We start from the raw sequence: 21,759 nt of genomic DNA on the forward strand, positions 1-21,759 counted from the left end.
TTAGGTAGGCAACGCCATTTGTCTTTTGATATATAAACATTAAACCAATAATCTATTTCCTCCTTCCTTGCTTCGTTATGATTTCGTCCATCGTCATATTAAATATTTTACTGATGTTATACAGATCAACAGCAGTAATATTACGTTCATCATTTTCTAACTTTGAGTATGTTGATAATCCGATATTTAATAGCTGTGCCATTTCTTTGGATGTATAATCTAGGTTTTCTCTATGGTATTTTATCGCTTTTGCTATGTCTGCGTTATTCAATATTTTCCACCTCTTTTTTAGGTGAAATTAACAAAGAATAAAATGAAAAAGTGGTTATTTTCCAACTCGGAAAATAACCACTTTTTTATGAAAATTTATATTATAATGTAAAGTTATTGTCTTTTGAATATTGCGTTTTGATAATGTCTTTTACTAAATTATTATATGCTTTCTCAAAAATTTTTGTGCGAATTTTCCAAATTAGAAATTTTTAATTGATGTATTAACTCCCATATTATGATTAATTTATCATGATACAAAGGAGGTGACGCTGTGGATTTTGAGCTTGGTCGCATACATAAGATTTTAGTAACATTAACTGATCACCCAGATGCAGACTATTACGGTCACTTTAAAGAAGACGACATCATATTCATCCTACTTGAGATGGGCTTAGTGGAATTCAGGTTCAATGTCTTAATCGATGATAATGTGTTCAAAACTTTACTTAATGTTGAAGTAACTAAAAAGGGATTACTCTTTATGACTGCATATAACAATCAGATGAAATACTAAAAAAAGCGCCTATCGCTTGATAGGCACTTTCATTAATACTGCGGTTCTACTGTTACTTTATAACCGTTAATAACAAATTCAATTTTTCGATTTTCATTATTAATCGTTGGTTCTTCAGGTTTTGATTCAAATGTAGAATGTGCTGCATCTAATTCATTTAATTCACTTTTAAGCTGAGAGATTCTACCAGTTCTTGCCATACTTGATGACCAGCTGTTTGGTTTCTTCATTTGTACCTCTACGAGTTCTGCTAATACGTCTGCTCTTGTTCTCATTATAAACACTCCTTAAATCGTTTTTACAATAAAAATAAGCTCATCTTAAAGAAAGAAGAGCTTAAGTAAGAACTTCTTATCTTTCAAGACATCATCTTGTTGGAATTAGCACAGTGCATAAGCCTGTTGCTGAGGTTTCATAGGGCCAAGTCCCTCCACCTACTCTGAATAAGATACGAGCTATTTTTTTGTAAGTTAATTATAACATACTTTTTTATTCAGAACCCTTTGAAATCATTTTGTAATAATTTTTGAGTCATATTTTTAAGGTAAGTTTAAGGTCAAGTACATGGATTGAGATAGTATAATAAAAAGAAAATGAGGAGATAAAAGTAATGAAATCATGTTATAAACTTTTTCTAGGTGCAGTGCTCTGTATTACAGGATTTATATTCATCGGGTATGCTTTAATTTATGATATTAAACCAGATAGTTTTCATGGACTCATTGCAGGGATACTGCTAATGATCGGTATGCCGATGTACTTTAAGAATTTAGCGACACATATTGAGAACGGAAGACAGTCGTAACGATCTGAAAGAATACTGTATCTATTAATGCACAGCATTATGGGTTAGGAAAGATTATTGATATCAAAAGGTACAATGAGTATATCGTCTATAATGAAGAATTAAAGAAGGGTTTTACGCATATTAGTATTAAAGGATTACCGTTAGAAGATGCGATCAATTACGTGAGATATCATAAAAGGAAAGAAAAGATGCCATTTTTTAGTTATCTGTATAATGATAAAACATTTATTCGATTAAGTCCGTTTTTCATTGATGTCATTTCTGAAGATACAGCGCTTATTGCGTGGATTAAGCAGGAATTTAAATATGATTATGCGCATGACTTTGATGATGAGCTAAATTAATGAATCATTTTATAAGAACTGTTAGGAAATCTCATTTATTTATAGTGATGAATAGACTAATGGTATTATTAATTTTAAATTCTTCTTCTCTATGATATATTATGAGATGAAATACAATTTGTGATAATTTAGGAGGAAGCCCTTTTGGAATGGTATTTTTGGATCATCATTATGCTGCCTATTTTATTCTTAGTCCTATTCCCAGTCACAAATAAAAAGAAAGATAAGTAACGTAAGGCAGTCATAGCAATATGGCTGCCTTATTTTTTAAAAATTGTTAGTTTCTTAGAAAAAAAGTGATTTTTTTATATTATTTTTCATACCAATCAATCGCATGTTCCTCTAATTCTTTTACGAGATCATTTTTGCCTTCTATATATGCTTCTATGTCAGTGGCATTTTGATTAACTAACGCTTTTTTTCTCTGCATATCGATTGGCTTGTTCTGGATGTGCGATTAAATAATCCCGAAATGCAATATGTCTTGTAATATTAAAGTCATCCAATTCATAGATGTGCAGATGATTGTTCTATTATCCCCACCTTTTTGAAAATATCGTCGCTTAGGGAAGCCATTTTCTCCTATGGAAGTAGTATTATTGAACTTCAATCAACAAAGGCGATAAGTGAATTAGACAAGTGTATAGATGTAACTGAATGAATAAATAATGAACCAAGTAAGCAGAACTTTATATATGGTGGTGTAAAATATAAAGCTTTCAAAGTGTTAAAACAATGTTTTATGTAAATTTAATAACCGGATCAAATACTTTAATAATTTGATCCGGTTATTAATTTTGTTTCAATAATTATCAAGTATCTAATTTCGCTTTCTTCGGCCAAATAAAGTAGCTCATTGTGATGATAAAATCGATGATGAGGACAATCTTCCATATACGTATTACGCCCATTAAATTATTCAGAGAAGACGGATTGTTTGCAACAACCTGCATCAGGTAGATAAGCCCATATGCGATAAGAAATGCAATGATGTGTTTAAAAAAACTCTTTAAGTATTGCTTTGCATATTGGTTTCCGTATATTTTTTGGCGAGGTGTTTCTTTTAAGTATAATACTTTAAATTTTTCATCTGCCCAATTGATAAAGTCTTTACCAAATACAATTGAAATAGCAATGTATACAGCAGCGATACCATGTGCAATTTCTGCTGTTCCACCTTGGTATAGATTGAATGTTGTAGCGATAATTAAAAATAGGTCAACTAGTATTGTACATGATAATAATAACATACTGAATTTTTCTTTATGAAATATATATCTTGTTACTAATCCGAGAACTATGAATACCCAAAATAGAATTTCAGCTGCAATGATTAATGTTATGATGATACTCACTTTACTCACTCCATCCATGACTGAATTTCTTCCGTTATGATTTGTTCTACTAAAGTGTTTGATAATTGTTTCGGCTGATAAAGTTTATGTAACGCTAATCCATCAATTAAAGCATGCAGTTTTGTGATGGCTTTTTCTTTGTCGATTGAAAGCTTTATTTTATTATTTTGATGCAGGAGTTCAAATGATTTTTGTACTAATACGTAGATTTCATCACTCATCGTGTTTTCATCAATTGTGCTATTTTCTTCTTGTACCGCTAACCACACAAGCATATCCGCAGTCCTTTTCTTATCGAGCGGCATTGTTAGTAATATCGCATCGACAATGCGTTTTTCAAGAGGTATGTTTCGGTCCATAAATATTGCTTTGATATTTGATTCAATTGATTCAGTAAGCATATTTAGTATTTCTGAAAGTAATGCAGACTGATTAGGAAAGTAGTATCTGATTTGGCCAGGTGTCATTTTCGCCGCACTGGCTATACTTCTAACAGATGTGCCTTGTTTACCGAGTTCCTGTATATTATGATAGGCAATTTCTAATATTAGTTGCTTTTTAGCTTCATGATTTACTATTTTCGGCATTGTCAATCTCCTTTTTAATACACATGTATTAAATAATATAATCTTATTTTAATACATGTGTATTAAAAAAGAAAATAATATGATATGGAGTTCAGTTGAATTATGTTTTTAAGAGTAGGTATTGATGTACTTTCGATGTGATAGATACTAATAAGTTCATCTTTCAGAATTTGAGCTAATGATATCTTTTCATTTTGGAACATGTTTGGCCATTCAGAATTATACGGGACAACCTTTAGTTTGCGCATTGGAGATCTCCAACTTAAAATTGATTTAATATTATAATACAGCAACATTTATCAAAAACAAATCGCAGGTAACAGTTACAATATTTATGAGGTGATACATATTGAGTCAGGATAATATCAATCAGATTATTGAACTTGTTGAGGAAAACTTACTAGAACATTATACGTTAGAAGATTATGTAAAGCGCACAGGTTATTCAAAGTTCCATTTGATGAGAATGTTCAAGAGAGCGACTGGTTATACATTTTATGACTATATTTTAAGTAGGCGTATTGCTTATGCTTCACAATATTTATTGTATACCGATATTAGCATTATCGATCTGGCATTTGTACTGAACTTTCAATCACAGGAAGCATTCTCGAGAAGGTTTAAATCAGTGTACGGCTTACCACCAGGTAAATATCGAAAATTGATGAGTGGATTAACAAATGCTAACAAGGAGGAAGAAGTGATGACTTCAGAAAATATTAAGGGATGGATTATGACTGGGACGGCACCTCATCTTTACGAAACAAGATTGGATGCAAAAGTATTTCATAGTGGCCAAAAATCAGCTTTATTATGTTCAATAAATGATAATGCAACATTTAATGAGAATACTTTTGGTACATTAATGCAAAGTATCTCTGCAAAATCTTTTATTAATAAGCGTGTGAAATTCTCAGCATTTATTAAGACAGAAGTGGTTGATAAATGTGGCGTCTGGGCTAGAATTGATGATGCAAAATACGATATACTGCAGTTTGATAATATGATGGATAGAGCAATTATCGGTACAAATGAATGGAATTATTATTCTGTCGTACTCGACGTTAGTGAAAGTGCAGCATCAATGCATTTTGGTGTAATGCTATTAGGTAATGGTAAAGTATGGATCGATCAGTTTAAGGTAGAAGAAGTAGATCTATCTATACCTAGTACAGACACATTAACTAAGCCACAAGATTTGCCTTCAATACCAATAAATCTGGATTTTGAGGAGAGTTAATATGATTAGAAACTTTGAATTGAAATTTATCAATTTTTGTATTGGTTTAATTTATATAATTCTCCTATCAAAGTTTATATATTGGTTAGGTCACTATATATTTGATTATGACTTGAAAATTTTTGAAGTGATAGATTTGCTCTATGCTAATACATTTATTACGGTAACATTCGTTGGACTTGTTGTTTTTCTCGAGATTTATGGAGAAACAAAAGAAAGTAAAAAATAAGTATAAATGGTTATTTACATCACCTAATAAATATGTTTACATATAATTAACATATATATGTAATTATAGTACAGACAGGGGATAAAACATGAAGACTTTTAAAGTATTATCATCAATTGCTTTATTATCAGTAGCCTTACCATTTTCACAAATTGATACTGTAAATGATTCTCATACAGTAAAAGCAGCTACAAAGGCTGGATACCCAACTTCTAAATATAAAAAAGGTGCACCTTTAAAGTTCGGTAAATGTAAAGATTTGAATAAATATTATCCATACGGTGTGACATACAATCATAAATCATACCGTCCAGGGTTAGATCGTGATAAAGACAAAATGGCATGCGAAGCAAAAGATATGGTATTTAAAGCTTGGATGGCAAAAAACTAATATTAAGTCCTGCAAATGCAGGGCTTATTTATTTTTAATATATTTTAGATAAGCAGTAACAATAATAAATAGCATTAAGAATAATCCGATTTTCATCCAAAAATTAAAATAAAAACTAAGGATCGTTACGCATATAACACTATAGATTATATGGATGAAAATATAGTTATAGTAATCTTTTGATAATAAAGTTTGTTTTTTCTTTTCGTCAGAGAACAAAAATGCTGCAAAGAGGTTACTCATGATCAAATGGAACATAATATCGGATCCGTTTTCTTTTATGAAAAAACCAAGGAATAAGTTTAAGGATAATATTAAAAATAGATAAAATGGATTCATTATTACCACCTCATAGTGTTGTTATATTTTTATTTTGATGGTAAAAAATAGATTTGTAAAGTTTATATACAATCAATATATTCAAGGTTAGAGTAGAATTTGATGGTAAGAAGATAGACTTATACCAGCACGTTAATTATTGCAACCTGTAAAGGGTGTTTTTTTATTTATGTCGAAAATAATCACAATTTTAACTATACTTTGCACATATTTATACATATTTATTGTGGTCCGAATAAAATTTCTATAATATATAAACTATCACGTGATGGTTTGGATGGAGGAGAGCTAATTGGGAAGGATATATTAAAAATAGGCGAACTTGCTAAATTAGCAGGTGTAACAAATAGAACAGTGGATTATTACACCAATCTTGGATTATTAGAATTTAATAGAAGTGAATCGAACTATAGATATTATTCAAGGGGCATGGTGGATAGGATTAAAGAAATTGAACGGTTTAAGCAAGAAGGTATGCATTTAAATGAAATTAAAAATAAATTTACATCACATGAAGTCATAGATATTCAAGATTTAAGATTAAAGATGAATCAATTAGAACATGATATTAAACATATTGCACAATCAGAAGATATAACTGAAGCAAGATCTTTAGCCAAGAAAGATTTAGCTTTGATTAAAGCATTACTATTATTTATACAAAATTAATGGAGGTGAGTATTCTGTCATTTGACAGAATATATTATTGGAAACAACTATAAATTTAATTATATTTACGATACTAATCATTTTAACCGCATTTTTCGTCGCAACAGAATTCGCAATCGTCAAGGTAAGACATTCAAGATTAAATCAGCTTGTTAATGAAGGCAAGCCAGGCGCTTTATCTGCTAGTAAAGTAGTAAATCATTTAGATGAATATTTAAGTGCTTGTCAATTAGGGATTACAATTACAGCATTAGGTATAGGTATGGTTGGGGAAAAGACTTTTGAATTTATCCTTCATCCTATGTTTGAGATAATGGGTATACCAACTGATTTAATTCATATCTTTACTTTAGTTGCTGCATTCATTATCGCTACTTTTTTACATGTAGTTGTGGGTGAGTTAGCTCCGAAAACAATTGCGATACAGAAAGCAGAAGCAGTGACATTAGCGTTTAGTAAACCGATAATGTTCTTCTATAGGATACTTTATCCGTTTATTTGGTTATTAAATGGTTCAGCAAGATTATTATTGAAAGTAATCGGTATTAAACCAGTAGGAGAACATGAATTAACCCATACTGAAGAAGAATTACGTATGTTACTTGCAGATAGTTATCAATCTGGTGAAATCAATATCAATGAGCTTAAAGTAATTAATAACGCATTTGAGTTTGATGATAAAGTTGCTCGAGAAGTAATGACACCAAGAAATGAAATTATTGCGATTGATATAAATGATAATATTATTGACGTCATAGAAATGATACAGCACGAACGTTATACAAGATATCCGGTATATGAAATTGATAAAGATAATATTGTAGGTTATGTTCATATAAAAGATTTTATTGATTTAACATTACAAGATATTAAGATTATACAAGAGAAGCAATTAACTGATTATATCCATCCAGTTATGAGAGAAATTGAAACAGTAGCTTTAACTAAACTTCTACATAAGATGAAAGCAAATCGAGTACACTTAGCAATTCTAATGGATGAATATGGTGGTACAAGTGGATTGGTTACTATAGAAGATATCATCGAAGAGCTTGTCGGAGAAATCCGTGACGAATTTGATGCTGATGAGAAAGAAAAGATAATTAGAATGGATGATAATCATTATAAGATGCATTCTAGTGTATTGATTAGTGATGTAGAAAAACTTTTAGGTGTTCAATTTGATGTAGATAATGTCGACACTATCGGTGGCTGGATGTTATCATTTATCAGTGAAAATAAAGATGAGATTTATCATGATAACTATCTATTTAAAATTATTAAAAGAGATGGTAATCATATAGAGGAAATTGAAGTTTTTAAATCAGATGAACCAATAGAATAGTAGTAAATTAACGGTACTTATTTTTAAGTACTGTTTTTTTTTTAGAAATATTTACCCCAATTACAAATAAATCATATATACTTACTTTAAGTAGATTATTTCATTTGGGGGAATTTTTATGAAAGTGTTAAAAATGTTTATTGCAATAATTTTATTATTTATCCTCGTTCCACAAAAAGAATCACAGGCATTGTCATCGAAATACAATGTCCAATACGTTTCAGTGGTTGATGGTGACACAGCGTACGTAAAACTTGGTAAAAAGACGATTAAGATTCGTATGTTACTCATTGACACACCAGAATCAAAGGATCCGAGAAAACCTGTTCAACCTTATGCGAAAGAAGCAGCAAAATATTTAGAGAATTATATAAGATACGGGAAACTCCAAATTCAGTATGACAACAGCCAGAAGTTAGATAAGTACGGTCGTCATCTTGTATATCTTTATGCAAACGGCAAATTAGTTAATAAAGAAATGGTGCGTTATGGTTATGCGCGTGTGGGTTACGTATATACACAGAAATATTACTTAAATTTATTAAAGACAAATGAATCTTATGCGAAACAGAAGCATTATAAAATATGGTCAATTAAAGGTTATGTAAATCCATTAGGTGAAGGGTTTGTTTATAAAGAGGGGAAGGCAAGTGCTAGTGGCTCAAATTTAGTCAGTACACCAACCAAGCCTGCCGTAAAGAAAGCACCAACACCATCTCGAGTTGGGTATCCAACTTCTCGCTATAAAGCTGGTGCTCCTAAAGTGCTAGCTAATTGTACGGCGGTGAAAAAATATTATCCATATGGTATTACGGATAGTCATATTTCATATCAACCAAAGTTTGATCGTGATAAAGATAGAATGGGTTGTGAAGCATCAAGTATTAAGTATCAAAGCTGGATGGCAAATAACTAGAAAGAAGGTATCTGAAATTATTCAGATACCTTCTTTTCATTAATGATAATATCACCAGGCTGACAATCAAGATAATCACATATTGCTTCTAAAGTACTGAAACGCACTGCTTTTGCTTTTCCGGTCTTTAAGATTGAAAGATTTGCAATGGTAACATCAACTGCATTTGATAACTCTGTTAAAGAAACATTACGTTCTTTTAAAACTTCATCTAACTTTATTTTGATCATCGTGTACACCTATATCGTTAAGTCATGTTCTTCTTTAATTTTACTTGATGCTTCATAGATAAATAATGAGGTAATAATGACGATACCTAAGATAAATAATAACAGATTTGTTTCTACCGTAGTATCTAATAATATTAAATATTCTACCGGTACGTTCAGGTATTTCTTAACCAAATTAAATGCACCAAATGATATTGTTAATGTCGCAATAAGGAATAACTTATCATGATTGATCGTATTAAAATAATCTGCAACGTCAACTTTTTTCATAAGCTGGTATGTATTTATTAATATTGTTAATAACATTATACATTGAGTAATATAGACCAAAAAGTAGTATAAACCACGATTTGTAAAGGTCCATAGATCAGTACTAATGGGGCTTGATAAGAAATCTGTAATTGTCAGAAATGTTGTTAGAAGTGTGATGAAAATTGTGAATAGAACGAAATACTTTGTAAATTTTAATGATGCAATGCTTTTATTCATATCAATCTCTCCTTTATCGTTTTACAATAAAAATATAACATTAAATTTATCGAATAACAATAAAAATTATCGTTTTTCGATAAATGATATTTACATTTTATGTTTTAATCTCTTTTTATGGTATAATATATTTGAGAGATATATCTTATTTGTAGTGGAGAATGTGTTATGACTGAGAAGAATAATAACTGGCCACCGAAACATCATGGTGAACACAATTCTGCAGGTCGCACAGGCAATACGAATTTTGATACACCAGGCTTAAAAGGTAGAGAAGATGATACTTATGCAAAAGCTGCCTTTGGTGGAGCGGACTTTAATAACGATATATTAGGCAGAATCGCAAATATATTCATCAATAGAGACGAAGGAAGAAATCCGAAGAAATAGAAAAAGAAGAACCACCGTTCGATTATGTGGGATTCCTCTATTTTTATGTCTAAATTAAAAGTAAAAATTAAATATCAATCCAGAAACGTTCAACATCAATATCATCATATTCATCATGAACAACGGATTCAAATTTCCCGCCGTTCGCGAGTATCGTATTTCTGCTACCAATATTATCGACATCACATGTAATTAACGCACGCTCAACTTCTTTTTCAGCTAAGAACTTTAGACTTTCTTTAAGCATCCATTTTGCGATACCTTTTCTTCTTTCATCTGGTCGGACAGAATAACCGACATGCCCACCAATTTGTAATAAATATTCATTGAGGTAGTGTCGGATATTTACCATGCCGACTATTTTATTATCTTCATGTATACATAAGAATTGTGTTGCAGGTACCATGCCATGAGGAATACGTTCGAGGTTATCACTGTTTTGTACTTTATTAAACCACTCGTCGAAATCGTTAAACTTATGGAGTGACGACGAACCGTGGATCACTTCTTTTGTTGCATTAAATTCTTGCTGATATTTTAAGATATCTTCTTTATATTGTAGTGTAGGTCGAACGAGTTTGAGTTTAGACAAGATGATAATCTCCTTTTATTATTTATGATACAAAAGATAATTAGAAATATAAACAGATAAATTGAATTTTGTATTGTGTGCTGTACAATGGGGGTACAAATTCGAAAGGGTGATTTTTAGTGAACACATTAATTATCGGAGCAAATGGACAGGTAGGTAAACAACTTGTTGAGAAGTTAGCGAAGAATAGTGATGTAACACCTATCGCGGTCATTCGTAAAGAGGAACAAAAGCCATATTTTGATGGATTAAATGTCGAAACGAGAATATTAGATTTAGAAGATGATCTTCCGGTATATGAAAGTGTATTTAAAGATGTCGACAGCGTAATATTTACAGCAGGTTCTGGTGGAAGTACAGGTGCTGATAAAACAATGCTGATAGATCTTGATGCTGCTGTTAAAACGATAGATACAGCTAAGAAAGTTGGTGTCAAACGTTTTGTAATGGTAAGCTCGTTTGATACAACACGCAAAGCAATTCAAGAAGCTGATTCTGATTTCAGACCTTATGTTGTTGCAAAGCATTATGCAGATAACGTATTAAGAGATGCTGGTTTAGATTATACAATTGTACATCCGGGTATCTTATCCGACGATGTTGAAATTGGTAATGTTAAAGTTGCGAAAACAGTAGAAGTGGCTAAGATTACAAGAGCAGACGTTGCCGAAGTCTTGAAGACGGTTATTGAGAATGACAATACAATCGGTAAAGAGTTTCAAGTGGTTAATGGAGATACAGCGATTGCGGATGCGATTGCTAGATTATAAGGTGATAGCAATTCTGTGGTAAATATAGTAAATTATTGCCCACTTCGTTTTGGAGGTGGGCACTAATTGTATAAAAAAGTAAACAACTCCATGAAATCTCGCGCAGCAAAAGTAAGAATCTAACAAAATTTGCGCGAACCAAACCGAACGCGCGCAGTAAAAGTAATAAACTACCATCCAGTCAATCAATAACACAAAACTAACTAAAAAATAAGAATTTTCAGAATTGTTGTTGACAAATAAAACTATCGTTCTTATAATGTGTATTAATTCAATAATTACAAAACGTACAGAGGAAAGTAAACTTACGAATTTCTACAGCGAGCTTCAGGTGGTGAGATGGAGTGTTTGAACTAAGTTGAAAATGGCCTCTTTAGTTGCATGCTGAACGTATTCTAGTAGGTTATGTCCGAGAATTGGCGCTCGTTATCAACGTCAGAGTATTATTTGTACTCATTGAGGTATCGTCAGTGATGGCGATATGAATAAAGGTGGTACCGTGGGAAACCCCTCACCCTTTACTAAAGTGTAAAGGAGTGTGGGGTTTTTTATTATGGCTGATAGTGATATGTACGACATGCAAGTATATATAAACAAAAAATTAAACTTACCGGAGGATGATCAATATGACAAATACAATCAAACAACCAAAATTCGATTACGTAGGGAGTTTCTTAAGACCTGAAGCATTAAAAGTGGCGCGTGAAAAATTTAAAAATAACGAAATTACGCAAGATGAACTGACAAAAGTTGAAAATGAAGAAATCATAAAGTTAATTCAAAAAATAGATGAGTTAGGTTATGAAACAGTGACGGATGGTGAGTTTAGACGTAGCTACTGGCATCTGGATTTCTTCTTTGGATTCAATGGCATCGAACAACAGATTCTAGATCATGGTTATCAGTTTAACAATATAGAAACGCGTAGTGATTCAGTAAAGTTCATTGATAAAATTAACGGTAAAGATCATCCGTTCGTTGAGCATTTTAAATTTGTAAGAGATAACGCACCGAGTCATTTAACGGTAAAGCAAACGATTCCTGCACCTGCGCAATTACTCGTTGAATTAACAAGACCTGGTGTAAAAGAGACAGTAGATGCTGTCTATCCAGACAAAAAAGAGCTATATGATGATATCGTTTCAACATATAAACAGGTAATCGATGACTTACATAAAGAAGGATTAAAAGTTTTACAGCTGGATGACTGTTCCTGGGGCATTCATATTTCAAAAGAAATCCGTGACAAAATTCATGGACAAGGTGGTGGTACGGATAAATCTAGCGAAGCGTTGATTCAGGAAATCTTAGAGATTAATAACCGCGTCATAGCCAATGGTCCTGATGATTTAATCATAAATACACACGTCTGTCGTGGTAATTATAAATCTGATTATGCATCAAGTGGACCATATACAGCAGTAGCTGAAGAACTATTTGGTAAAGAAAATGTCGATGGCTATTATTTAGAGTACGATACAGAACGAGCAGGTGGATTTGAGCCGTTAAATAAAGTAAGTGGAGAAAAGAAAGTGGTATTAGGTCTTATTACTTCGAAATTTCCAGAGCTTGAAGATAAAGAAGTAATTAAAGAAAGAATTAAGGAAGCAACGAAATATATCCCTCTTAAACGTTTAAGTTTAAGCCCTCAATGTGGTTTCGCTTCTACAGAGGAAGGTAATCTTCTTACAGAAGAAGATCAATGGAAGAAACTGCAGCTGATAAAAGAGATTAGTGAAGAGGTGTTTGCTGATTCTTTAGTTAAATAAACCTATATAATAACCTAAGCCTATGCTTAGGTTATTATTATGGCGATAGATATTATTGACAACTATAATATAATAGAAGAAAAAACAAAGAAGGTTTAGCAATGTACAAATATATTCTATTTGATATAGATAATACGTTACTTGATTTCAGCAAAGGTGAAAGAGAAGCGATTCGTGCTGTGTTTCAATCTGAAGGCATTGAAGATAGTGAGGAAAACTTTAAACGTTATTCAGAGATTAACAAATCGATGTGGGGGTTACTTGAAGAGGGTAAGCTTGTAAAGCAGGAGGTACTGACGAAACGTTTTGAAGTGTTCTTTAGTGAGAAAGGGATTAAAGTAAATCCTCAGGAGAAAGAGGATATTTTTAGAATCGGTATCATTGAAAATCATCAGCTTGTGCCACATGCAGTTGAAATTCTTGAGTACGTAAAGTCGAGAGGTTATGCGATTTGTTCAGCAACAAACGGTGTGTTACATACTCAGATGCGTCGCATGACGGATGCAAATATTATTTCATACTTCGACCATCAATTTATCTCTGAAGCAGTAGGATACGAGAAACCACAAAAAGCGTTTTTCGATGTGATTATAGCATCATTAAATATTACAGATTTATCAGAAGTGCTTATGATAGGTGATACTGAAACTTCAGATATTAATGGTGCCATCATTGCTGGTATTGATGCCTGTTATTTCGGTCCGAATAAAGATAGTAAGGCGAAATATAGTATCCAGAATTTATTAGAGCTTAAAAATATTATTTAATTCTTCTTAGGTGTGCTTCCAAGTTTTGTTTCATAATAAGTTGTTATGGGAATAGTAAGTTAACAGAATGCTTGGGAGGAGATTAATGTGAAATTTGTAGATGCTTTCACGAGTGAACAACCTTTACATGGCAAGATTGAACAGTTAAGAGAAGAAGGCATTGATACGCGTGATTTATTTATCGTTTCTAAAAGTAAGATAGACGGGCTGGCATTAATTGATCAGGATGTTAACTATATTGGTGCTGATGGTAATATGCCGGACAAGATTAAAGCATTTTTTACAGGTAAAGATGTTTCCAGTCATCACTATGAAGCAGAAAATTTATCTAATATCTCAAAGATTGATTACAAAAGAGCACTCGATGCAGGACAGATGTTACTATTTATTAAATCACTGGGGGAAAAATAATGTCTCGTGAGGATAAACGATTTTCAAATGTTAAAGATGGTTCAGATAAAGGTTCAAAAATGATGAGTACTTATATCATTACGGATGAACAAACAGGTGTGCAGTATTTGTACGCTGCTATGGGTTATGGTGCCGGTTTAACACCGATATTGGATAGTGAAGGTAAACCTGTACTTGCGCCTGGCTATCCAAAATAGAGAATGGATGAGGCTTAGGTCTCATCTTTTTTATATGTGTTTAATTTCACAAAAAGAGTCATAGTATAATAAATAATTAAATAGAATAAATTAGGAGTGCGCGATGGCGAAAATTACTAAACGACAGGAAAAAAGAAATAAAATGATATTGTTATTGATACTTTGCGGCATTGCATTCATCATTTATTTAATGATAGGTTATTTGATTAAACAATACGAAAGAAAGATGATGAATTATAAAGTTGAAATGCCACATTCATATCAATTTGCATTGAATCAACAGATGAAAAGTGCAGCTCAGTTCTCTAATGGCGTCGTGTGGAAAAATGCGACGAAAAAACAGATTGATAATTATTTAAATCCTAAAAAATACTATCACCATCCTGAACAGCGTTACCAGTTCTTAAATCTAGGCATGAGTCAGAAAGTGTCTGCTGCTAAATTAAATACCTTACTTAAAGGGAAAGGAACTTTAGATGGCCTCGGTACAACATTTGCTAAAGCGAGTCGTATTGAAGATATCAATGAAATATATCTGGTTAATCATGCGTTACTTGAAACGGGTAAAGGTAAAAGTGAGCTAGCTCGTGGTGTTAAAGTCGATGATAAAGGACGCGTTGGTAAAGGGGATAAAAAATATTATAATTTCTTCGGTATTGGCGCGTATGATCATGATCCAGTAAATGAAGCGGCGAAGTTTGCTTTTAAAGAAGGATGGGATACACCTGAGAAAGCTGTGATGGGTGGTACTAAATTCATTAAGGATGAATTTATATCTAAAGAGCATCAAAATACTTTATACGGCATGCGTTTCAATCCATTACATCCTGGTGAACACCAGTATGCAACAGATGTACGCTGGGCACATCATAACGCACGTGGTATCGCAAAGGACTATCAAAGATTAAAATTAGAAGGCAAATATTTTACACGTTATTATTACAAACAGTAAGCTTAAGCTTGCTGTTTTTTTATGCATAGAAATTTATTTTAATAAAAGATTGAATTATCAGAATTTTTAATATAAAATAAGTTTAAAGTTAGTACTTCATTCATTTAGGGGGAGAAAGCATGAGGAAGAATTATTCATGGTTAATTGCATTTGTATTAGTATTATCAAGTATTCTCGCTGCATGTAGTGGGGGCAGCGGCGAGAAAGACAGTAAGGGGAAACAAGTATTAAATTTAGTATTATCATCTGATATTCCATCGATGAACTCAGCACTGGCTACTGATCTGGTAAGTTTCGAGATGTATGAGAACGTTATGGAAGGATTATATCGTTTAGATAAAGATACTAAGCCAGTTCCAGCATTAGCTGAAGGAGATCCAAAAGAAACTGATGGTGGTAAGACATGGACAATTAAATTACGTAAAGATGCAAAATGGTCGAATGGAGATCCTGTTACAGCGAACGACTTCGTCTACGCATGGAGAAACGTTGTAGATCCTAAGACTGCTTCAGAATATGCTTTTATTATGTATGATATTGAGAATGCTCAGGAAATTAACAAGGGTAAGAAAAAACCTGAAGAACTTGGTGTTAAAGCAATCGATGATAACACACTTGAAATTAAACTTAAAAATAATCAGCCATATTTCAAAGGACTACTTGCATTCGGAACTTATAAGCCTAAAAATGAAAAGTTTGCAAAAAAATTAGGGGATAAATATGGTATCGATGCAAAATCAACGTTATACAACGGTCCATTTAAAATAGCAGAGTGGAAAACAGAAGAAAGCGTAAAACTCGTTAAGAACGATAAATACTGGGATAAAGATAAAGTGAAGTTAGATGAAATCAACTATAAAGTGATTAAAGATGCGCAAACTGGATTAAACTTATATGAAACAGGTAAAGTGGATTCAGTTGGTGTATCTGCTGAAAACGTAGAGAAATATAAATCAAATAAAGACTTTAAAACTGAATTATCTGCTGCACAATCATTCTTCAGAATTTCATATAAAGGTGATCATAAGAAAGAATTATCGAATAAAGATTTACGTTTAGCATTAGCGAAATCTATTGATAAAGATAAGTACGTGAAGAATAATTTAAATAACGGTTCTGTAGCGTCAAATCAATTAACGCCAAAAGATGTCTATAAAGGACCAGATGGCACAGATTTCTCTGAAATTGCTGGTGGAGAAAACTTAAAATTTGACAGAGAAAGTGCTAAAGAAAACTGGAAGAAAGCAAAAGACGCTTTGGGCATCGATAAGTTAGAGTTAGAGTTATCAACTGTTGATATCGATACAGCGAAGAGAGATGCTGAATATTTTAAAGAACAATTAGAATCAAACCTGGATGGATTAACTATCAAGATTAAACAACAACCGTTTAAACAAAAGTTAGACTTAGAGAGAAAAGGCCAGTATGATATTTCTTACGGTAACTGGTTCCCGGATTATGCAGATCCAATGACATTCCTGGATTTATTCTTATCTACTGAAGGGAATACTGGATATAACAATCCGGCTTACGATAAGTTAATTGAAGATGCAAAAGGTCCGTTACTGAAAGATCCTGAAGCGCGCTGGAAAGCATTAGGTGAAGCAAGTACGATGTTATTGGATGACGCAGCTCTAATTCCAGTAATTCAACGTGGATCAGCATATATGGATAAACCCTATGTGAAAGGCGTTGTCGTAAACAGCTCTGAAATAAACAGCTATAAAGAAGCTTACATTGAAGGCAAGAAATAAGTAAAGCTACCTTGAGGGAAAACCTCAAGGTAGTTTTTTTGTGTATTATTTTGCTTCAGTTGATGTTTCAGTAGAAGAACTGTTCATTTTGTCCTGCATTTCTTTTTGATATTGTTCATACGTTTTAGCATTTTTTACATCGGCAGGAATATTGATATTTTCAATTTTATTAAAATTATCATAACTGATATCCGTTATATTTTTTATAACTTTATCTTTAATTGTCATTTCAATATCTCTTTTAGAGGATTTCACTAAGTGATTCTTGTCAAAATATATTGTTTCAGAACCTTTAATATCTTTCAATTGTTTCTCAATTGATTTAACTAAGTCATCCGCACCAATATCTTTGGCAACTTTTTTATAATCTTCTATATTTTTATAAGTCATTGCTAAAGAGTATCCATCTTTTGTTTCTTTATATTGTGCATTTTTATAAATATCTAATGAGTTTACAAATGATTTGTACTCAACTTGTTCAATTTGTTTTTTGACTTCCTTACCCATAATTTTAGTAACATCAATAAATTGTTTACCATCTTGATTAACAATAACTTTATCATCAAATAAGTACATTAAAGATTTTTGGTTATCATTAGTATTTTCAACTTTAGTCACTTTGTTACTATCTGAAGTAAAATCAATCATTGCATTATTTTTAGTTCCATCTGATTCCATTGCTGCACTTAAAGAGGAGTGATAGCTCTTAATATCTTTACCTGCATCTTTTGCTTTTTCAATTAAGTCTACAGCATCTTTGTTTTCTTTAGTAGTTTCTATTGTGTCAGAGGTAGTTTCTTTACTTTCAGTTGTTTTAGCTTCTTCAGTTGCTTGATTATCAGTATTAGATTTTGTTTCTTCAGTCTTAGCTTTATCTTCAGTTTTATCTGCAGAATCATTGCCACACGCTGCAAAAATTAAAGTCGTGCTAAGTAATGCTGATAATAAATGTTTTGATTTCATAGAAAAATCCTCCTTAAGTCATTAAATAAATCATAGCACAAAACTTTAATTTATTAAAATAAGACTTAAGAAGGAAATTATTATCTGTCTTGTGGTGCTTGTTTCAACACTTTATTACGTTTTATCGGATCGAGACGTCGCTCTATAAATCCTAAAATGATATCAGCTAATACAGCCATAATAGCAGTAGGTAATGCACCAGCTAGTATGATTGAAGTACCATTTGTTGCATTCGTACCGCGGATGATGATATCACCAAGACTCGGTGCACCGATAAATGAACCGATTGCTGTTACACCAATTGCGATAACAAGCGCTATACGAATACCTGCAATAATGACAGATAGACTTAATGGCAGTTCGACCATTGTCAGTAACTGGCGTTTTGTCATACCCATCCCTTTACCTGCATCAATTAAATGTGTATCAACAGATTTAATACCTGTGTACGTATTCTTGATGATAGGAAGTAGTGAGTATAGGAATACAGTTGTAATGACAGTCGTCTTACCTAACCCTAACACTAACATCAACAAGGCGAGTAGGGCGATCGCTGGAACGGTCTGTATAATGTTTGCTATAGCAATAACGGGAGCTACTAAACGTTTATGACGAGCAATCCATATACCGATCGGAATACCAACAAGTGCGCCAAGTAATACACCATAAATACTTATTAAGAAATGATCGATAAACAATTGAAATACATAACCAGCATTATCCTGGAAGTAATGGATGAGTTGTTCGAATGCATTCATTTTTTCCATCTTATTTACCTCCTTCAAAGTAGTTATGCTTTTTCAGATACGCTTCAGCGACAACAGCAGGTTCTTTTAAGTTGTTATCTACTTCGTAGTTTAGCTTCTGCATTTCTTCTGTTGAGATTTTATTTTTCATTGATTCTAATATTGATTTGATTTCAGGATGTTTCTTTAATAATGCATTACTAGCTACAGGATTAGCGTCGTAAGGTGGGAAGAAATGAAGATCATCTTCTAACATTTGGAGATCATAACTTTGAATTCGACCGTCAGTTGTATAACCCAATACAACGTCCATCTTGTTTGCATTAACTGCTTCGTATACGAGACCGATTTGCATCGGCTTAGTATTCTGAAAGTCAAAGCCATATTTCTTTTTAAATCCTTCGTAACCGTCACCTTTACGTTTCATCCATGAAGAATCGACACCAGCTTTAAGCTTAGAAGCCACATTCTTTAAATCACTGACTTTTTTAAGATGATACTTTTTAGCTGTTTCTTTCGTTACCATAAATGCGTACGTATTTTCAAAACCATATGAATCAAAGTAGTGCTGATCAAAATCTTTCTCAAAAGCTTCTGTTACGACTTCTCTTGCTTTCTTGGGATCAGTGATAGGATCTTTACCTAAAGCACCAGTTAAATCTGTACCTGTATATCGTCCTGCTGATACGTTCGCATCTCCACGAACCATCGCTTGATGTACAACAGTACCAGAGCCTAGATTATTGATTATTTCTACAGGAAGATCTGTATCTTTTTCTACAAGTTTCTTTATCATATGTGCTAATATTTGATTTTCAGTTGTATAAACTGAAGCAATTTTAACTTTGTCTGTATCATTTTTATTAGAACAAGCTGTGAGTACAATGATAATTACCATTGCACTTAAAATCAGTCCGATATTTTTAAACTTTAATTTCATATTATAAATCCCCCTTTGATACTTTTAAGCCTTTTGGGGTCGTGTAGTTTTCAATTACTGCAAGAATTAAATCTGTTACTAGCGCTAACAACGTTACCAGGACAGCTCCGGCAATAATTAATTTGGGCTGGAATAAGTTCAACCCATTAAAGATAAAGTCTCCAAGTCCACCTGCACCGATATATGATGCGAGTGTTGCCCAACTGATCGCGTAGACTGCTGATAACCTGATACCACTCATAATGACTGGTACTGCAAGCGGTAATTCTACCATTCTGAGAATTTGGTTAGATGTCATTCCCATCGCACGTCCAGCTTCTTTCGCATCTTTTTTTACAGACTGTATACCTAAATATGTGTTATTTAAGATAGGTAGTAATACATATAGGAACAACGCGATCACTGCGGGTAATGTTCCGATACCGAAGAATGGAATCATCATTGCAAGTATCGCAAGTGATGGTACGGTCTGTAATACACTTGTGATAGAGAGTACAACTTTCGCTAATTTATCAGACTTCGTAAGTAAGATGCCAAGTGGTACGGCAACGATTATTGCTGCGAGTAGGCTCAGTAATGATATTGAGATATGTTCGATCGTCTTTGTAAAGAGTTCGGCTTGATTTTCCTTTAAAAATTCAATCATGTTTATGCCTCCTCTTCCTCGTCACCCCAGATTGTGTCATACACGATATCTACTAGGTTGGCACGTGTAATGACACCTAATAATTTATCTTGTTTATCCAGTACAGGGATGACGCGTATGTTTCTTTTCAGTATCGTTCGAACAGTATCCTGAAGGTAAACCCCGGTACGTACGAAATATACATTGTGGTTCATAATGCGCGATAAACTTAAATGTTTTTTATGTGCTTCTGATAAGTCTTCAATATCAACATAACCGACAAGCACATTTTGTTCATCTACAATAAACAGTGTATCTACACGTTTTGTTCTCATAAGATTAATCGCTTCGCCTATTGATTTTTCTGGTGTGATTGATATTGGCTTATTCATTGCTTCATCAACGGTTTTAATATTTGGTGTTGTTTGGATTAATCTATTTTCTCCGATGAAATCTTTTACGAAATCATTTGCCGGATTGCGTAATATATTATTTGGCGTATCAATCTGAATGACTTCACCATGGCTCATTATAACGATTCTATCCGCAAGTTTAATCGCTTCGTCCATATCATGCGTTACCATAATAAATGTTTTATTAAATTTGACTTGCAGTTCTTTTACTAAATCCTGAAGGGTATCTCGGGTAATAGGGTCTAATGCGCCAAAAGGTTCATCCATTAAAATGATTTCCTGATCTGCAGCGAGTGCGCGGATTACACCGATACGTTGTTGTTGTCCACCTGACAGTTGTGATGGATACATGTCGAGATAAGATATGGGGAGGTCTACAAGTTGAATCAGTTCTTCTGCTTTTTTATTTTTGTCTTCTTCTGACCATTTGAGAAGTTTTGGAACAAGGGTAATATTTTCACGGATAGTCATATGGGGGAGTAAACCAATTTGCTGAATAACATAACCGATATTTCTGCGTAATTGTACCGGGTTCATGTCTTTAATGTTCTTTCCGTTCAATACAATTGAACCACTTGTCGGTTCAATCATGCGGTTAATCATACGCATTGCGGTTGTTTTACCAGAACCAGAAGTCCCGATAAAAGCGATAAATTCACCTTTCTCGATCGTCATGTTTAGTTTGTTGACTGCTTTCTTTCCGCCTCGATACACTTTCGAGACATTGTTGATTTCTAACAT

The 21,759-nt window shown here is 32.9% G+C and carries 30 protein-coding genes and 1 riboswitch; of the genes, 16 read left to right on the forward strand and 14 right to left on the reverse strand.

The window, feature by feature from the left end; translation table 11 throughout:
• Positions 1-52 precede the first annotated feature (52 nt).
• Positions 53-271: a helix-turn-helix domain-containing protein gene (locus BHX94_RS01165; RefSeq protein WP_133354547.1), complete on the reverse strand. Its 219-nt coding sequence runs from the start codon at positions 269-271 to the stop codon at positions 53-55.
• Between the two features lie 273 nt (positions 272-544).
• Here BHX94_RS01165 and BHX94_RS01170 point away from each other — a divergent pair, with 273 nt between their 5' ends.
• Positions 545-787: a hypothetical protein gene (locus BHX94_RS01170; protein WP_111744576.1), complete on the forward strand. Its 243-nt coding sequence runs from the start codon at positions 545-547 to the stop codon at positions 785-787.
• A gap of 32 nt (positions 788-819) precedes the next feature.
• On the opposite strand, the gene BHX94_RS01175 is transcribed toward BHX94_RS01170, so the two are convergent.
• A complete protein-coding gene (locus BHX94_RS01175; protein WP_096076057.1) occupies positions 820-1,062 on the reverse strand; it encodes a hypothetical protein in 243 nt (80 codons plus the stop codon).
• Between the two features lie 73 nt (positions 1,063-1,135).
• A riboswitch (SAM riboswitch) is annotated at positions 1,136-1,237 on the reverse strand.
• Positions 1,238-1,397: 160 nt separating this feature from the next.
• Here BHX94_RS01175 and BHX94_RS01180 point away from each other — a divergent pair.
• Complete coding sequence (locus tag BHX94_RS01180) at positions 1,398-1,592, forward strand: hypothetical protein (RefSeq protein ID WP_111744577.1); 195 nt, start codon at positions 1,398-1,400, stop codon at positions 1,590-1,592.
• Between the two features lie 191 nt (positions 1,593-1,783).
• The gene (locus BHX94_RS12760) at positions 1,784-1,939 is read left to right on the forward strand and encodes a hypothetical protein (RefSeq protein WP_170120720.1); all 156 of its coding nucleotides are present in this window, start codon (positions 1,784-1,786) and stop codon (positions 1,937-1,939) included.
• Positions 1,940-2,343: 404 nt separating this feature from the next.
• Here the strand turns inward: BHX94_RS12760 and BHX94_RS13155 are convergent, their stop codons facing one another.
• From BHX94_RS13155 to BHX94_RS13160, 4 genes are all read right to left on the reverse strand, one after another.
• Positions 2,344-2,445 carry a GrpB family protein gene (locus BHX94_RS13155; protein ID WP_170120721.1) on the reverse strand — a complete coding sequence of 34 codons (102 nt, stop codon included), beginning with the start codon at positions 2,443-2,445 and terminating at the stop codon, positions 2,344-2,346.
• A gap of 306 nt (positions 2,446-2,751) precedes the next feature.
• A complete protein-coding gene (locus BHX94_RS01190; RefSeq protein WP_242446633.1) occupies positions 2,752-3,294 on the reverse strand; it encodes a hypothetical protein in 543 nt (180 codons plus the stop codon).
• 5 nt (positions 3,295-3,299) lie between these two features.
• On the reverse strand, positions 3,300-3,881 hold the full coding sequence (locus tag BHX94_RS01195) for a TetR/AcrR family transcriptional regulator (RefSeq protein ID WP_111744580.1): 582 nt from the start codon (positions 3,879-3,881) through the stop codon (positions 3,300-3,302).
• Positions 3,882-3,943: 62 nt separating this feature from the next.
• The gene (locus BHX94_RS13160; RefSeq protein WP_111744581.1) at positions 3,944-4,177 is read right to left on the reverse strand and encodes a GrpB family protein; all 234 of its coding nucleotides are present in this window, start codon (positions 4,175-4,177) and stop codon (positions 3,944-3,946) included.
• A 53-nt stretch (positions 4,178-4,230) separates the two neighbouring features.
• Between BHX94_RS13160 and BHX94_RS01205 the strand changes: the two genes are divergently transcribed.
• The 5 genes from BHX94_RS01205 (at position 4,231) to BHX94_RS01235 (ending at position 9,010) form a co-directional block, all read left to right on the forward strand.
• A complete protein-coding gene (locus BHX94_RS01205) occupies positions 4,231-5,121 on the forward strand; it encodes a helix-turn-helix domain-containing protein (protein ID WP_242446634.1) in 891 nt (296 codons plus the stop codon).
• Between the two features lie 317 nt (positions 5,122-5,438).
• Positions 5,439-5,741, forward strand: a complete 303-nt coding sequence (locus BHX94_RS13165) for an excalibur calcium-binding domain-containing protein (RefSeq protein WP_111744583.1) — start codon at positions 5,439-5,441, stop codon at positions 5,739-5,741.
• 612 nt (positions 5,742-6,353) lie between these two features.
• The gene (locus tag BHX94_RS01225) at positions 6,354-6,749 is read left to right on the forward strand and encodes a MerR family transcriptional regulator (protein WP_199798129.1); all 396 of its coding nucleotides are present in this window, start codon (positions 6,354-6,356) and stop codon (positions 6,747-6,749) included.
• Between the two features lie 37 nt (positions 6,750-6,786).
• Positions 6,787-8,094 carry a hemolysin family protein gene (locus tag BHX94_RS01230; protein WP_111744585.1) on the forward strand — a complete coding sequence of 436 codons (1,308 nt, stop codon included), beginning with the start codon at positions 6,787-6,789 and terminating at the stop codon, positions 8,092-8,094.
• Between the two features lie 118 nt (positions 8,095-8,212).
• Positions 8,213-9,010 (forward strand): thermonuclease family protein, encoded by a 798-nt coding sequence (locus tag BHX94_RS01235; RefSeq protein ID WP_111744586.1) that lies wholly within the window; start codon positions 8,213-8,215, stop codon positions 9,008-9,010.
• Positions 9,011-9,027: 17 nt separating this feature from the next.
• Here the strand turns inward: BHX94_RS01235 and BHX94_RS01240 are convergent, their stop codons facing one another.
• Positions 9,028-9,240, reverse strand: a complete 213-nt coding sequence (locus BHX94_RS01240) for a helix-turn-helix domain-containing protein (RefSeq protein ID WP_111744587.1) — start codon at positions 9,238-9,240, stop codon at positions 9,028-9,030.
• 9 nt (positions 9,241-9,249) lie between these two features.
• Positions 9,250-9,729 (reverse strand): hypothetical protein, encoded by a 480-nt coding sequence (locus BHX94_RS01245; RefSeq protein ID WP_111744588.1) that lies wholly within the window; start codon positions 9,727-9,729, stop codon positions 9,250-9,252.
• A 168-nt stretch (positions 9,730-9,897) separates the two neighbouring features.
• Here BHX94_RS01245 and BHX94_RS01250 point away from each other — a divergent pair, with 168 nt between their 5' ends.
• Positions 9,898-10,119, forward strand: coding sequence for a hypothetical protein (locus BHX94_RS01250; RefSeq protein ID WP_111744589.1), 222 nt, complete (start codon positions 9,898-9,900; stop codon positions 10,117-10,119).
• A gap of 67 nt (positions 10,120-10,186) precedes the next feature.
• Here BHX94_RS01250 and BHX94_RS01255 read toward each other — a convergent pair whose 3' ends face one another.
• Positions 10,187-10,711, reverse strand: coding sequence for a GNAT family N-acetyltransferase (locus BHX94_RS01255; RefSeq protein WP_170120723.1), 525 nt, complete (start codon positions 10,709-10,711; stop codon positions 10,187-10,189).
• Positions 10,712-10,830: 119 nt separating this feature from the next.
• Here BHX94_RS01255 and BHX94_RS01260 point away from each other — a divergent pair, with 119 nt between their 5' ends.
• The 7 genes from BHX94_RS01260 (at position 10,831) to BHX94_RS01290 (ending at position 17,331) form a co-directional block, all read left to right on the forward strand.
• The gene (locus tag BHX94_RS01260; RefSeq protein WP_111744591.1) at positions 10,831-11,481 is read left to right on the forward strand and encodes an SDR family oxidoreductase; all 651 of its coding nucleotides are present in this window, start codon (positions 10,831-10,833) and stop codon (positions 11,479-11,481) included.
• Between the two features lie 626 nt (positions 11,482-12,107).
• Complete coding sequence (locus BHX94_RS01265) at positions 12,108-13,250, forward strand: 5-methyltetrahydropteroyltriglutamate--homocysteine S-methyltransferase (protein ID WP_111744592.1); 1,143 nt, start codon at positions 12,108-12,110, stop codon at positions 13,248-13,250.
• Positions 13,251-13,351: 101 nt separating this feature from the next.
• Positions 13,352-14,017 (forward strand): YjjG family noncanonical pyrimidine nucleotidase, encoded by a 666-nt coding sequence (locus BHX94_RS01270; protein ID WP_111744593.1) that lies wholly within the window; start codon positions 13,352-13,354, stop codon positions 14,015-14,017.
• A gap of 87 nt (positions 14,018-14,104) precedes the next feature.
• The gene (locus tag BHX94_RS01275) at positions 14,105-14,428 is read left to right on the forward strand and encodes a general stress protein (protein ID WP_157742161.1); all 324 of its coding nucleotides are present in this window, start codon (positions 14,105-14,107) and stop codon (positions 14,426-14,428) included.
• Positions 14,428-14,625: a DUF6440 family protein gene (locus tag BHX94_RS01280; protein WP_096076080.1), complete on the forward strand. Its 198-nt coding sequence runs from the start codon at positions 14,428-14,430 to the stop codon at positions 14,623-14,625. Before BHX94_RS01275 ends, BHX94_RS01280 begins: the two co-directional genes overlap by 1 nt.
• Before the next feature lie 103 nt (positions 14,626-14,728).
• Positions 14,729-15,577, forward strand: a complete 849-nt coding sequence (locus BHX94_RS01285; RefSeq protein ID WP_111744594.1) for an N-acetylglucosaminidase — start codon at positions 14,729-14,731, stop codon at positions 15,575-15,577.
• Positions 15,578-15,696: 119 nt separating this feature from the next.
• Positions 15,697-17,331 carry a peptide ABC transporter substrate-binding protein gene (locus BHX94_RS01290; RefSeq protein ID WP_111744595.1) on the forward strand — a complete coding sequence of 545 codons (1,635 nt, stop codon included), beginning with the start codon at positions 15,697-15,699 and terminating at the stop codon, positions 17,329-17,331.
• A gap of 45 nt (positions 17,332-17,376) precedes the next feature.
• Here the strand turns inward: BHX94_RS01290 and BHX94_RS01295 are convergent, their stop codons facing one another.
• The 5 genes from BHX94_RS01295 to BHX94_RS01315 form a co-directional block, all read right to left on the reverse strand.
• Positions 17,377-18,294: a DUF6612 family protein gene (locus tag BHX94_RS01295; protein WP_111744596.1), complete on the reverse strand. Its 918-nt coding sequence runs from the start codon at positions 18,292-18,294 to the stop codon at positions 17,377-17,379.
• An 80-nt stretch (positions 18,295-18,374) separates the two neighbouring features.
• Positions 18,375-19,061: an ABC transporter permease gene (locus BHX94_RS01300; RefSeq protein WP_111744597.1), complete on the reverse strand. Its 687-nt coding sequence runs from the start codon at positions 19,059-19,061 to the stop codon at positions 18,375-18,377.
• A gap of 1 nt (position 19,062) precedes the next feature.
• Positions 19,063-19,980, reverse strand: a complete 918-nt coding sequence (locus tag BHX94_RS01305) for an osmoprotectant ABC transporter substrate-binding protein (RefSeq protein WP_111744598.1) — start codon at positions 19,978-19,980, stop codon at positions 19,063-19,065.
• Position 19,981: 1 nt separating this feature from the next.
• Positions 19,982-20,626 (reverse strand): ABC transporter permease, encoded by a 645-nt coding sequence (locus tag BHX94_RS01310; RefSeq protein ID WP_111744599.1) that lies wholly within the window; start codon positions 20,624-20,626, stop codon positions 19,982-19,984.
• Positions 20,627-20,628: 2 nt separating this feature from the next.
• Positions 20,629-21,759, reverse strand: a complete 1,131-nt coding sequence (locus BHX94_RS01315) for a betaine/proline/choline family ABC transporter ATP-binding protein (protein WP_111744600.1) — start codon at positions 21,757-21,759, stop codon at positions 20,629-20,631.

This window comes from Macrococcoides bohemicum, assembly GCF_003259675.1.
GTDB classification, from domain to species: domain Bacteria; phylum Bacillota; class Bacilli; order Staphylococcales; family Staphylococcaceae; genus Macrococcoides; species Macrococcoides bohemicum.